The organism is Flavobacterium palustre (assembly GCF_014639535.1).
Lineage (GTDB): Bacteria > Bacteroidota > Bacteroidia > Flavobacteriales > Flavobacteriaceae > Flavobacterium > Flavobacterium palustre.
In genome coordinates, this window is the sequence record NZ_BMGA01000004.1 from 47085 (window position 1) to 60515 (window position 13431).

Below are 13431 nucleotides of genomic sequence, written 5' to 3' on the forward strand. Positions count from 1 at the left end.
AAGATGAAAAAAGTATTTTTAAGTTTAGCTGTAGTTGCTGTATTATCTGTTGTATCTTGTAAAAAAGCTGAAGAGGCTCCTGCTGAAGAAGCTGTAGATACTACTGCTGTAGAAGCTGTTGACACTGCTGCTGTTGCTGCTGATACTGCTGCTGTTGCTGTTGACACTGCTGCTGCTGCTACTGAAGCTCCTGCTGCTGAGTAATTTTAAATTACAGTAAAAAAACAAGCCGTTCACATTGTGACGGCTTTTTTTATGCCCAATATTTTCAAACACAAAACAACTAAAACAAGCTAATCCTCAAACACAAAATCATTATTAGCAAAATCCAATATCTCAGCTTTTGAACCATACTTCACAATCTCATTGATACCTTTTTGAACCATCAACTCAGTACTGTATTTTCTACTTACAGCCACAACCTTATCATCAATCACCACTCTAAAAAAAAACTTTCCTTTAGACGTTTTAAACTTCACATAAGAACAGTTCTCCAACACAGAACGCAAATACTCCGCATCTGCCTCGCAATCCATCCTTAACTCATAAGCACTGCTCGTAAAAATAGTTTTCCCTTTCCTGGAAGTAAATTCAAACTTATAATCTCCACTAAATCTTTTACTAATAACAAAAGTCCCCATTTCTATTTTTTATTTTAACAAAAAAAGGCTGCTCAAAGAACAACCTTTTTTCTCAACTAAATCTATTTTTTCTTATTTAGTAACAGTAGTTGTTGTTGGTGTATAAAGACCAAAAGTAATAGACGAAATCAATCCATTCACAAAAGACTGTCTTGTATGCACCGTATAATCTTTAGCGTCTCCAGCCATAGCTTTAGAATCAGAAACCCCTACAGGAGCCAAACCACCAATAACATAGTGATTCCATTTTGTTGTTTTTTGATTTCCAGTTCCCCCATTACCTACTACACTAGTGTAAGAATAACAAGAAGTCAACATAATTGCAGCTGAAAAAGCCACCGCCAAACGTGTAAATTTTTTCTTCATTTTTATGAATTTTTCGATTTATAATTAACACGAAAATATATAAAAAAACAAACACTTGCAAATTTACTTACAAAATATATCAAACCCAGTAAAACCGATCCAAAAACAGAAAACCCCTTAAAAATAAGGGGTTTTCTTTGTACTCAGAGCGGGACTTGAACCCGCACGAACATTGCTGTTCACTGGATTTTAAGTCCAGCGTGTCTACCAATTTCACCATCCGAGCTGATGTAAAATCGAGCGAAAAACGGGGCTCGAACCCGCGACCTCGACCTTGGCAAGGTCGCGCTCTACCAACTGAGCTATTTTCGCATTTTCAATTTCTAAAAAGAACCGCGATACTTGTTCTGTATTGCGGATGCAAATTTAAGAGCTTTTTTCGATTATACAAGCGTTTTTTCAAAAAATAATCAATCTTTTTTTTAAGCTTTTGATTTACTTTATTTTAAAAATCAAAAAAAATTATTTCCTGGTTAACATTCTTTTGATTTCATTCAATTTCATCAAAGCCTCTACTGGTGTAACTGAATTAATGTCGATATTTAATATTTCTTCCTTGATTTCTTCCAACAAAGGATCATCTAAATTAAAGAAACTCATCTGCATTTCCTCCTTTTCCGATTTAATTCCGTTCAAAGCATCACTAGAATGATCTTTTTCCAACTTCTTTAAAATCTTTTGCGCTTTAGAAATCACAATTTGAGGCATTCCCGCCATTTTAGCCACATGAATCCCAAAACTATGTGCACTTCCTCCTTTGACTAATTTTCGAATAAAAAGCACATTATCTTTTAACTCTTTTACCGAAACATTATAATTCTGAATTCGCTTCAGAGATTCACTCATCTCATTTAGCTCATGGTAATGCGTAGCAAATAATGTCTTCGGTTTAGATGGATGTTCGTGCAAATATTCGGCAATAGCCCAGGCAATCGAAATTCCGTCATAAGTACTAGTTCCTCTTCCAATTTCGTCTAACAAAACCAAACTTCTGTCGGAGATATTGTTCAAGATAGAAGCTGTTTCGTTCATTTCGACCATGAAAGTAGATTCTCCCATCGAAATATTATCACTAGCACCTACTCTGGTAAATATTTTATCCACAAGACCCATTTTCACACTGTCTGCCGGAACAAAACTTCCCATTTGAGCCAGAAGAACAATTAAAGCCGTTTGACGCAAAATAGCCGACTTACCCGACATATTGGGTCCGGTAATCATAATCAGCTGCTGGCTTTCTCTATCTAAATAAACATCATTAGCAATATAAGGTACACCCACCGGCAATTGTTTCTCAATAACCGGATGCCTTCCGTTTTTAATATCTAATTCGAATGTTTCATCCAGTTCAGGACAAACATAATTGTTCTCGATAGCCATCTGCGTAAAAGAGCACAAACAATCCAATTGTGCCACTAAATTGGCATTCATCTGAACAGGCTTGATATAAGTAGCAATCCAGACTACTAATTGTTCGAATAATTCCGATTCAATTTTGTGAATTTTTTCTTCAGCACCCAGAATTTTAGCTTCGTATTCTTTTAATTCTTCGGTAATATAACGCTCGGCATTTACTAAAGTTTGCTTTCTAATCCACTCAGCAGGAACTTTATCTTTATGGGTATTTCTAACTTCGATATAATAGCCAAAAACATTATTAAACGAAATCTTCAACGAAGAAATCCCCGTTCTTTCTGACTCTCTTGCTTCAATTCCTTCTAAAAACTCTTTTCCGGAAGTCGAAATAGCCCGTAATTCGTCCAGTTCTGCATTTACTCCTTTTGCAATGGCATTTCCTTTGGCAATAGCCACAGGTGCGTCCTGATTTAAAGTAGTCTTTATCTTTTCGCGCAATAAATCACAGCTATGCAAATTGTCTCCAATGACCTTTACTGCTTCCTGCGGACTTTCTAAAGACAAGTTTTTTATTGGGATAATAGCATCTAATGATTCTTTTAAATAAACCACTTCGCGTGGCGATACTTTTCCCGCTGCAATTTTTGAAATCAATCTTTCTAAATCAGAAATCTGCTTGATTTGGTATTGTATTTTCTGCAACACCTCCTGATTTTCTTTCAAATAAGCCACCACCTGATGACGGCTTTGCACTTTATTAGCATCTTTCAATGGTAATGCCAACCAGCGTTTTAACAAACGCCCACCCATTGGCGAAAGCGTTTTATCAATCACATCCAAAAGCGTAACCGCATTAGGATTATAACTGTGATACAATTCGAGATTTCTAATTGTAAATCGGTCCATCCATACATAAGCATCTTCAGCAATTCGCTGAATAGCCGTAATATGCTGCACTTTGTTATGCTGTGTTTCTGACAAATAATACAAAACAGCCCCGGAAGCGATAATTCCTTCTTTCAAATCTTCAACCCCAAAACCTTTTAAAGAAATGGTTTCAAAATGCTTAGTCAAAGTTTCAAAAGCATAATCTTCTTTGTAAACCCAGTCTTCGAGATAAAAACAATGATAATCTTCACCAAAATGATTCTTAAAATCATTCTTATGATTCTTTTGAATCAAAACCTCAGACGGACTAAAATTCTGCAATAACTTATCAATATATTCCACATTTCCCTGAGCCGTTAAAAATTCTCCTGTAGAAACATCCAAAAAAGAAATTCCAATTGATTTATTTGAGAAGTAAACCGAAGCCAAAAAATTATTAGTTTTAGCATGCAAAACCTCATCATTCATGGAAACTCCCGGAGTAACTAATTCGGTCACACCGCGTTTTACGATGGTTTTAGTCATTTTTGGATCTTCCAATTGATCGCAAATTGCAACACGAAGACCTGCTTTGACTAATTTTGGCAAATAAGTATTAATGGAATGATGCGGAAAACCCGCCAAAGCAGTTTCGGTTTCTGAACCTGCCCCTCTTTTTGTTAATGTAATTCCTAAAATTTTTGCCGAGCGAATAGCATCCTCACCAAAAGTTTCATAAAAATCACCAACCCTAAACAACAAACAAGCATCAGGATACTTCCTTTTTATCTCATTATACTGCTTCATTAATGGGGTTTCCTTAACTACTTTCTCTTTAGATGCCAATTTATTTGTGTTTTATTTATTAGAAAAATGTGGAAGCGAATTTAAAAATTTTATAACGAATAACTACCACTTCAAAAATTAAAAGCATTTTTAAGGAAATTTTAAACCATTGGCATGATTTTTTCTTTAGTTTTGTTCTACAAATACTAAAAATATAATTAAGATGAAAAAGATAATTTTACTTGCTGCACTAGTTGTTTTTGGAATTAACATTACTAAAGCCCAGGAAACATCTAAAAAATTAAAAGCAACGACTAAAATGGCAAGAGTAAACGGTGCCGGAATGCTTTTTGAAAAAGAAACGATTGATTACGGAACAATTCCGCACAATGCAGACGGAAAACGTGAATTTGTTTTCACAAATAACGGAAACAAACCATTAATTATTACTAATGCAGTAGGTTCATGCGGATGTACCGTACCTACTTTCCCAAAAGAGCCTATTGCTCCGGGAGCAAAAGCAGTAATCAACGTAAAATATGCAACTGACAGAGTAGGTGCTTTTACCAAAACAGTTACTGTTACTTCTAATGCAGAAGGGCAACCATCTAAAACCTTAACTATCAAAGGAACAGTTCTGGCTGACGATGCTAAAAAGAGCTAATTTTTAAATTATAAAACACAAAAAAGCTTCCTTTTTCTAAATTGGAAGCTTTTTTTATTCAAATTAATTTCATTATTAAAAATGAGAAAACTCGAAAACAGCGAATTGGAAAGAAAATCAATTGAAGATTTCAAAAAATCCCAAAAAACACCTCTTATCTTAGTCTTAGACGATGTACGCAGTTTGCACAATATTGGATCGGTTTTTAGAACCGCCGATGCTTTTTTGATTGAAAAAATATATTTGTGTGGTATTACCGCAACTCCTCCTAACAAAGAAATTCACAAAACAGCCTTAGGCGCAACCGAAACCGTAAGTTGGGAACATAACGAAAATGTTTTAGACACCATCACTGCTTTAAAACAAGATGGTGTAATCACACTGGCTATTGAACAGGTTGAAAGCGCTATTTTTCTACAGGATTTTAAAATCGAAAAAAATCAAAAATACGCTTTGGTTTTTGGTAACGAAGTTCATGGAGTAGCTCAGGAAGCCGTAGCACTATGTGATGGTTGTATCGAAATTCCTCAATTAGGAACCAAACATTCTTTGAACATTTCGGTCAGTGCAGGAATTGTAGTTTGGGATTTGTTTCAGAAAATGAATTGGGAAAAATAATTTTTTTTTTGTTTATTCCTAAAAAATTATACTTTTACTAAATGCAAAAGTGTAATTTTTTATTTTTTTTTACAGTACCAATAATTTTATTCACAATTAATTCTTTTTCTTCTACAAGTAAAAAGAAAATTATATTTACACATTCCATAAACAATAATTTCTCCTTAATTGACCCGCCAAGCATTACCGCTGTTGGAAACCAAACGTATTGTTCTCAAACCAATGTAAAAATTGTAACTGATGTTAACATCACTTATGATGCTACCGAAAGTACAACCAGTTCCGTTTCTATACAAATTTCCTCAGGATACATTCAGGGTCAGGATATTTTAAAATTAAGCAACAACTATTTAAGCAGCAATACTACAATAACAGAAAGTTTCAATGCTACTGAAGGCAAATTAACACTAACCGCCACAACTGGCAATTTGCCTTATGAAGATTTCGTAACCGCCATTAAAGAAGTCGAATTCTACAATTCATCCGCTTCTCCATCCGGGACAAGGAACTTTTCTATCAGCATAGGAAAAGGACAGCTCAGTTATTTACCCAGAAACGGACATTATTACGAATATGTTCCAGATTTAGGAATTAATTGGACGGCAGCAAAAAATGCTGCGGCAACCAGAACCTATTACTTTTTACAAGGCTATCTAGCCACTTTAACTGCTGCTGACGAAGCACAATTAGCAGGAGCACAAGCACCTGGTGCGGGATGGATAGGCGGAAGTGATATCGAAACAGAAGGTGTCTGGAAATGGGTTACCGGACCAGAAGCAGGAACTATTTTTTGGAGAGGCGAAGGCAATGGAACAGCAACAGCTCCTTTTAATTATGCCAATTGGAATGCGCCAAACGAACCTAATGACTCTGGAGACAATGAAGATTATGCACACATAACCTCTCCAGCAGTAGGAAATCCGGGAACATGGAATGATTTGCCATTAGGAGGCAACCCTATAACTACAGCCAATGGTAATTACTATCCCAGAGGCTACATCGTAGAATACGGCGGAATGCCGGGTGATCCTGAATTACAACTTTCTGCCAGTACGAGCCTTACTATGCTTGAAATTAAAACCACTACAGCTGCTACAGCATGCGAAAACAGTAGTGTTACTTTAAAAGCTACAGCCTCAGCCGGAACAATTAATTGGTACGATACTGCCACCGGAGGAAATCTTTTAGCAACAGGCAATAGTTTCACAACACCATCGCTATCATCGACAACTTCTTATTATGTTCAGGCTGACGACTGCGAATCTACCAGAGTAAGAGTTATAGCAACTATCTATAAACTCCCAACTCTAAACATAACAAACACCACAATCCCAATATGCGAATCAGAAAAAGCTACCTTAACTGCAACAACTGATGTAGGCACCATTAACTGGTATGTTTCTTCAACTGACAACATTATTTTAAGTTCCGGAAACCAATTTACCACTCCTGCCCTCACACAAAACACCACTTACTATGCTGAAGCAATTAACAATGGCTGCAGCACAAGTATTCGAACTGCAGTAAATATCATAGTAAATCCTAAACCTAATGTTTCTGACCAGACCGTTATCTTATGCAAAGGATTTGACACAGAACTGGACGCAGGACTAAGCGGAATGACTTATTTATGGTCCACCGGAGCAACCTCTCAAAAAATCACCGTTAATACTGCCGGAACCTATACGGTAAACGTCACAAACGAATACAACTGCAGTAAAGAGAAAAAAATTATTGTTACCGAACACAATCTTCCCGAAATTGACCGTATCGATGTAAACGAAACAACCGTAGTAATTTATTTAAAAAAGGAAGAAACTTATTTTGAATACTCCATTGACGGTATTAATTATCAATCTTCTAATGTATTTTTTAATGCTCCAAATGGTTTACAAACGGCTTATGTGAGAGAAATAAATTCCTGTGGACAAGACAGTGAAAATTTCATTGTATTAATTGTTCCAAAATTTTTCACTCCTAATAACGACTCTTTCAATGACCTTTGGGAAATCAATGAACTAATCTATTATCCAAAATCCTCATTGAGCGTTTTTGATCGTTTTGGAAAATTAATCGCTATTTTAAATGCTAAAAACACCAGTTGGGACGGGACTTATCATAAACTTATGCTTCCCGCTTCTGATTATTGGTATATTCTAAAAATTGACGATTCGGGCACCGAAAAACGAGGTCATTTTTCATTAAAAAGATAACTTAACTATTGATTTTCTTCTGAATTTCCTCCAAAATAAAAAGATAATCCAACGGATTGTTTACAAAATCTCTATTGGTCACATCAATAATCAAAACATTCAAATCGGTTTGTGAATTCAGGTAATCCAAATAAGCACTGTTGATTTTATCAAGATATTCGGCTGAAATTTCCTGTTCGTAATCTCTGCCACGTTTTTTAATATTTTCTAATAATCGATCCGGATGCTGTAACAAATACACGTACAAATCCGGTTTTGGGATTTCTTTATAAATAATATCAAATAGGTTTTTATACAATTGATATTCTTCAGCCTCCAAAGTAACCTTAGCAAAAATCAACGATTTAAAAACATGATAATCGGCAACTAACCCGTCTTTTTCAAAATCCACCGAAGCTATATTCTCTGAAATTTGCTGATAGCGATCTACTAAAAAAGACAACTCCAGCGGAAAAGCATATCGTTCCTGATTTTTATAAAATTTTTCTAAAAAAGAATTCTCTGCAAAACGTTCAAAAAGAGTTTTAGCACCAAAATCCTGTGCTATTTTGGCTGCCAAAGTAGTTTTTCCGGCACCGATATTTCCTTCTAAAGCAATATAATTTGCCTTAGCAAAAGAAACTTTTTGCAACGGATTTTCTATATCAGCTACTGCTACACAAACGCCTTCATCGGAACAAATCTCAATTAATTCCGAAATATTTTTTTGTAAAACAGGATGTGTCCAATTTATTTTCAAATCCTGAAAAGGAAGCAACACAAACTTTCGATCCTGCATCAACGGATGCGGAATATTCAAATCATCCGTATCGATAATTTCCTCATCAAAAGCAATTAAGTCAATATCAATAATTCTCGACTGGTATCCTCCGGCATTTTGCCGAATACGTCCTAATTGCTTTTCGATTGTTAAAGCCTTCAAAAGTACCATCTCAGCCTTATGGAAAGTATGCAAAACCAAAGCACAATTGTAAAAAGCATCACTGTCAAAACCCCAGGCGGCGGTTTCATAAACCTGAGAAACCTGAATTACCGTTCCAATTTCCTGATGTATCATTGCGATACATTCTTTTATTGCTTCAAGTCGGTCGCCTTGATTACTGCCAATAGATAAAATAACCTGATGTTGTGCTTTCATATTAAGCACAAATTAACTAAACAATTTTAGAAATAGCAATATATTTGCACATAGCACCGAATTCTGGTACAATAAAACTATAATCCGGATGTTTTTTTTCTAAATCAAAGAATACTATTATGAAGTTTTTAAGCAATGTTATCGCTACAGTTGTAGGTCTGTTTGTATTTCTGATGCTGTTTTTTTTCGGAATTGTTTTCCTTGCTGCTATTTTTGGCGGTGAAACGGAAGGAGAAGCTCTTAAAGCCAATTCTGTCATCGAATTAAATCTTGAAGATGTACGATATGATTATGCCGGCAAATATAAAGATCCGTGGATGAGTTTCTTTTCTGAAGAAAAAAACATCGGTCTTTCGGATGTTATCAATGCCATTGATGTTGCTTCGATAGACGATAACATCAAAGGAATTTCGATTTTAAACAACAATTCCAATTTAGGAATGGCGCAAAGTAAAGAGCTGAGAAACGCTTTGGAAAATTTCAAAAAATCGGGCAAGTTTGTCATGGCTTACGCCAATAGTTATTCGCAAAAAGAATATTATCTAAATTCAGTAGCCAATACCATTTATTTGAATCCTGTAGGCGAATTGGACTTTAAAGGGCTTTCTTCAGAAATTATGTTTTTTAAAGATTTACAGGAAAAAACAGGTGTGAAAATGGAAGTTATTCGACATGGAAAATACAAAAGCGCCGTTGAACCTTTCTTAGAAAATAAAATGAGTGATGCTAACAGAGAACAAACTACAGCATTACTGCAATCCATTTGGAATTCTGTTTGTACGGACATTTCGAAAAGTCGAAAAATTACAACCGAAAAATTAAACGAAATTGCCAACGGTTTACTGGCCCGAACACCCCAAATGGCAAAACAACAAAAACTCATCGACTACATTGCTTATGAAGATATGTATCATAATGACATCAAAAAAGCTTTAAAAGTAAGTACTGACAAAGATTACAACAAAATTTCTATTAGCGATTACACCCATAAAATGACCAGTACTTCGGTAATTTCTGAAACCGAAGACAAGATTGCCGTTATTTTTGCTCAGGGCGAAATCCAAAGTGGCGAAGGCGATGTCAATACTATTGGCGAAGGCTCCATGCGCCGTTCTTTACAGGAAGCAAGAAAAGACAAAAAAGTAAAAGCCATCGTTTTGAGAATTGACAGTCCGGGAGGAAATGCATTGACTTCTGATTTGATTTGGAGAGAAGTCGAATTGACTAAAAGAGTAAAACCTGTGGTGGTTTCAATGGGGAATTATGCTGCTTCAGGAGGTTATTATATGGCTTGTAATGCCAATACTATTTTTGCAGAAAACAACACGATTACAGGTTCTATAGGTGTTTTTGGGATTTTGCCCAATTTTAATCAGTTGACTAAAAAAATTGGCATTAATATCGAACAGGTGAAAACACATCAAAATTCGGCCGAATACAGTCCTTTTGTACCTATGGACGAAAACTTCAAAGCGGTTACACTGGAAAGCATTGAACACATTTATAAAACATTTGTAAGTCATGTGGCTCAAGGTCGAAAGATGAGTTTTGCAGAAGTAGATTCTATCGCACAAGGAAGAGTTTGGTCGGGTTCGGAAGCACTAAAAATTGGTCTTGTCGATAAAATTGGCGGATTGAATGCAGCTATAACTGAAGCTGCCCGTTTATCTAAAACACAACATTACGACATTACAAACTACCCTGAATACGAAAAAGATTTTGATGAAATATTTTCTAAATTACCTTTTGGAAGCTCAAAAGAAAACATCATAAAGGAAGAAATTGGAAACGACAACTACCAACTTTTACAACAAGTAAAAAAGTTCCAATCCCGAAAAGGAGTTCAGGCCATGATGCCATTTGAGATTTCAATTTATTAAAAACATTTTGAACCGTTTAAGACCAACTTAAACGGTTTTTTTATCTCTTAGCAGCAGCTAAAAATTGTAAGATATTGTGAAAATATTATAAACTACTTAGCTGCTAATCTTTTATTTTTGTAATAGAATACCTTTTATAAAGACAAAATCCATCGCCATGTTAAAAAAAACAATCATAATTACAGGAAGCATCATCCTTTTATTTGCAGGATCATTATTTGCAATTCCTTATTTTTTTAAGGATCAGATAAAAGCTAAAATCACTGATGCCATTAATCGAAAAGTGGATGCCAAAGTAAGTTTTGCCGATGCCGATTTGAGTTTGTTTAAAAACTTTCCCAATGCGAATGTGACCATCGAAAAATTAGCTATCATTAACAAAGCACCTTTTGAAGGTGATACTTTAGTTGCATTAGGCGAACTGAATTTAAAAATGTCAATCAAAGAACTTTTTAAAGGCGATAATGAGCCCATAAATATTGACGGGATCAGTTCTAAAGATGGTTTAATCAATATTATTTTCAACAAAGATGGAGTTGGAAATTATGATATTGCGATAAAAGACGATTCAGAAACCAAAGAGGATTCAAAAAGCAAACCGTTGGCTTTGAACATTCAGAATTACAAACTGGAAAATTTTCAATTCCGCTATTTTGACGAAAGTTCGAAAATAAAAATGCTAATTGACAGTTTGAACCACGAAGGAACCGGAGATTTTGCAGCTTCCAAATTAGATTTAAACACCAAATCAACAGCCAAAATTAGCCTGGATATGGACAAGGTGAATTATATGAACAATGTAGCCCTGACGCTGGATGCCATTCTGGGAATTGATTTAGAAAAAAGCAAATATACTTTCAAGGAAAACAAGGCTTTAATCAATCAATTACCTTTGGAATTTGACGGATTTATTCAATTAGTTGATGCCGGTCAGGAATACGATTTGAAATTTAAAACACCAACATCTTCATTTAAAAATTTCCTTGGAGTGATTCCTGCCGCTTATGCAGCTAATCTGGACAATGTAAAAACTACAGGTGATTTCACCGTAGCCGGTTTCGCCAAAGGATTGTATTCGGATACAACGGTGCCAAAATTCAATATTGAAATTGCTTCTAACAACGCTTCTTTTCAGTATCCTAATTTGCCTAAATCGGTTCAAAACATTGTTATAGACACTAAAATCATCAATCAAACCGGAATTTTAAATGATACTTATGTCAACTTAGACAAACTTTCTTTCCGCATTGATCAGGATGTTTTTAATGCCAAAGCCAATATTAAAAATGTTACCCAAAATGCTCTTGTAGATGCCATGTTGAAAGGAACCATCAACTTAGGAAATTTATCGAAAGCCTATCCTGTTAAACTCGACAAACCTTTAAGCGGAATTTTAAAAGCCGATGTAACTACTCAATTCGACATGCAATCGGTAGAAAAAAGCCAGTATCAAAACATTAAAAACGCCGGAATAATGAGTCTGTCAGGATTTAAATACACCGACGAAAACGGCAAATCAATGAACATTAGCACAGCCGAAATTGCCTTTAATCCGTCAAGAGTAAACCTGAAACAATTTAAAGCCTACACAGGAAAAAGCGATCTGAGTATTACCGGAGTTTTAGAAAATTTCTATGGCTTTGTATTTAAAAATCAAAACCTACAGGGAAATTTCAATCTGACTTCCAATCAATTAGCGGTCAATGATTTTGTTACTTCTGAAGAAAAACCAAAAACAGCAACAACAAATACAACAACTGAGAGCACTAAAGCTACCAAAACAGAAGCCATGAAAATCCCTGCTTATCTGGATTGCACGCTTACCGCAAAGGCCAATACGGTATTGTATGATAATTTAACATTGAAAAATGTTTCGGGTAAATTAATCGTTAAAGACGAAAAACTAACGATGGAAAAGATTAAAACCAACATTTTTGGAGGTTCGATAGGTTTGTCCGGAGCGGTTTCTACCAAAGGAAAAACACCAACATTTGATATGGATTTGGGATTAAACCAGGTGGATATTGCGCAATCATTCACTCAGTTAGACATGCTTAAAAAACTGGCTCCCATTGCCGGAATTGTGAATGGAAAAATCAACTCCACTATCAAATTAAACGGAAACTTGGATGCACATGAACTTACTCCCGATTTAAAAACCATTACCGGAGATTTATTAGGTCAATTTCTATCTACCACTATCAATTCCAGTAATTCGACGCTGTTGACGGCTTTAACTTCGAATATTAAATTCTTAGACCTGAACAAAATCAATTTAAACGATTTGAAAGCTGCCATTACTTTCAAAGACGGAAAAGTAAACGTAAAACCTTTTAATATCAAATATCAGGATATTCAGGCAACTATTGGCGGAACACATGGTTTTGATCAGAGTATGAATTACAATATCAAATTCAATGTTCCTGCTAAATATTTAGGTACAGAAGCCAATGCGTTAATTTCAAAATTATCTGCTGCCGATGCCGCCAAACTGGAAAATATTCCTGTCAATGCACTTTTAAGCGGTAGTTTTTCAAAACCTAAAATCACCACTGATTTAAAAGCTGCTGCAACCAATTTGACCAATCAACTAATCCAACAACAAAAACAAAAATTAGTCAGCAAAGGAAACGCAGCCCTGACCGACATTATCAATAAAAACAAAAAAGCCGGAGATACTACAAAAACAGTCATTCCTGCAACCAAAGCTGAAGCGCAAACGAAAGCTAAAGAAGAGGTAAAAGCAAAAGCAACCGATTTATTAAACAATCTCTTTAACAAAAAGAAAAAAGTAGCGGATACTACAAAAACGAATTAGTTATACTCTTTTTAAACAAACAAGCCGTCTCAAATAGTATTTGAGACGGCTTGTTTGTTTTCTCTGATAAAAAAGGCAAAATGA

General features: G+C 35.3%; 10 protein-coding genes and 2 tRNA genes. 6 read left to right on the forward strand and 6 right to left on the reverse strand.

Annotation, left to right across the window (positions count from 1 at the left end):
- Positions 1 to 3 precede the first annotated feature (3 nt).
- Positions 4 to 204 carry a hypothetical protein gene (locus tag IEV84_RS09330; RefSeq protein ID WP_188494023.1) on the forward strand — a complete coding sequence of 67 codons (201 nt, stop codon included), beginning with the start codon at positions 4 to 6 and terminating at the stop codon, positions 202 to 204.
- An 89-nt stretch (positions 205 to 293) separates the two neighbouring features.
- Here the strand turns inward: IEV84_RS09330 and IEV84_RS09335 are convergent, their stop codons facing one another.
- The 5 genes from IEV84_RS09335 to mutS form a co-directional block, all read right to left on the reverse strand.
- A complete protein-coding gene (locus IEV84_RS09335) occupies positions 294 to 641 on the reverse strand; it encodes a YegP family protein (protein ID WP_188494024.1) in 348 nt (115 codons plus the stop codon).
- A 72-nt stretch (positions 642 to 713) separates the two neighbouring features.
- Positions 714 to 1007: a Bor family protein gene (locus IEV84_RS09340; RefSeq protein WP_229732647.1), complete on the reverse strand. Its 294-nt coding sequence runs from the start codon at positions 1005 to 1007 to the stop codon at positions 714 to 716.
- 140 nt (positions 1008 to 1147) lie between these two features.
- Positions 1148 to 1233: transfer RNA gene (locus IEV84_RS09345), tRNA-Leu, on the reverse strand.
- Between the two features lie 13 nt (positions 1234 to 1246).
- Positions 1247 to 1319, reverse strand: a tRNA-Gly gene (locus tag IEV84_RS09350).
- A 150-nt stretch (positions 1320 to 1469) separates the two neighbouring features.
- Entirely contained in the window at positions 1470 to 4076 is a 2607-nt protein-coding gene (mutS, locus tag IEV84_RS09355) for a DNA mismatch repair protein MutS (RefSeq protein WP_188494025.1), read from the reverse strand.
- A 163-nt stretch (positions 4077 to 4239) separates the two neighbouring features.
- Between mutS and IEV84_RS09360 the strand changes: the two genes are divergently transcribed.
- From IEV84_RS09360 to IEV84_RS09370, 3 genes are all read left to right on the forward strand, one after another.
- Positions 4240 to 4680 (forward strand): DUF1573 domain-containing protein, encoded by a 441-nt coding sequence (locus tag IEV84_RS09360; protein WP_188494026.1) that lies wholly within the window; start codon positions 4240 to 4242, stop codon positions 4678 to 4680.
- Positions 4681 to 4761: 81 nt separating this feature from the next.
- Positions 4762 to 5298: an RNA methyltransferase gene (locus IEV84_RS09365; RefSeq protein ID WP_188494027.1), complete on the forward strand. Its 537-nt coding sequence runs from the start codon at positions 4762 to 4764 to the stop codon at positions 5296 to 5298.
- A 41-nt stretch (positions 5299 to 5339) separates the two neighbouring features.
- The gene (locus IEV84_RS09370; RefSeq protein WP_188494028.1) at positions 5340 to 7511 is read left to right on the forward strand and encodes an Ig-like domain-containing protein; all 2172 of its coding nucleotides are present in this window, start codon (positions 5340 to 5342) and stop codon (positions 7509 to 7511) included.
- 1 nt (position 7512) lies between these two features.
- Here IEV84_RS09370 and folK read toward each other — a convergent pair whose 3' ends face one another.
- Positions 7513 to 8649, reverse strand: coding sequence for a 2-amino-4-hydroxy-6-hydroxymethyldihydropteridine diphosphokinase (gene folK, locus IEV84_RS09375; protein ID WP_188494029.1), 1137 nt, complete (start codon positions 8647 to 8649; stop codon positions 7513 to 7515).
- Between the two features lie 119 nt (positions 8650 to 8768).
- Between folK and sppA the strand changes: the two genes are divergently transcribed.
- Positions 8769 to 10529, forward strand: a complete 1761-nt coding sequence (gene sppA / locus IEV84_RS09380) for a signal peptide peptidase SppA (RefSeq protein WP_188494030.1) — start codon at positions 8769 to 8771, stop codon at positions 10527 to 10529.
- Between the two features lie 157 nt (positions 10530 to 10686).
- Complete coding sequence (locus IEV84_RS09385; protein WP_188494031.1) at positions 10687 to 13347, forward strand: AsmA family protein; 2661 nt, start codon at positions 10687 to 10689, stop codon at positions 13345 to 13347.
- Positions 13348 to 13431 lie beyond the last annotated feature (84 nt).

What these genes read in the sequence shown, in the direction of transcription:
- IEV84_RS09330 (WP_188494023.1), top strand. Translation starts at nt 4, where the DNA reads ATGAAAAAAGTATTTTTAAGTTTAGCTGTAGTTGCTGTATTATCTGTT.
- IEV84_RS09335 (WP_188494024.1), bottom strand. Translation starts at nt 641, where the DNA reads ATGGGGACTTTTGTTATTAGTAAAAGATTTAGTGGAGATTATAAGTTT.
- IEV84_RS09340 (WP_229732647.1), bottom strand. Translation starts at nt 1,007, where the DNA reads ATGAAGAAAAAATTTACACGTTTGGCGGTGGCTTTTTCAGCTGCAATT.
- IEV84_RS09360 (WP_188494026.1), top strand. Translation starts at nt 4,240, where the DNA reads ATGAAAAAGATAATTTTACTTGCTGCACTAGTTGTTTTTGGAATTAAC.
- IEV84_RS09365 (WP_188494027.1), top strand. Translation starts at nt 4,762, where the DNA reads ATGAGAAAACTCGAAAACAGCGAATTGGAAAGAAAATCAATTGAAGAT.
- IEV84_RS09370 (WP_188494028.1), top strand. Translation starts at nt 5,340, where the DNA reads ATGCAAAAGTGTAATTTTTTATTTTTTTTTACAGTACCAATAATTTTA.
- folK (WP_188494029.1), bottom strand. Translation starts at nt 8,649, where the DNA reads ATGAAAGCACAACATCAGGTTATTTTATCTATTGGCAGTAATCAAGGC.
- sppA (WP_188494030.1), top strand. Translation starts at nt 8,769, where the DNA reads ATGAAGTTTTTAAGCAATGTTATCGCTACAGTTGTAGGTCTGTTTGTA.
- IEV84_RS09385 (WP_188494031.1), top strand. Translation starts at nt 10,687, where the DNA reads ATGTTAAAAAAAACAATCATAATTACAGGAAGCATCATCCTTTTATTT.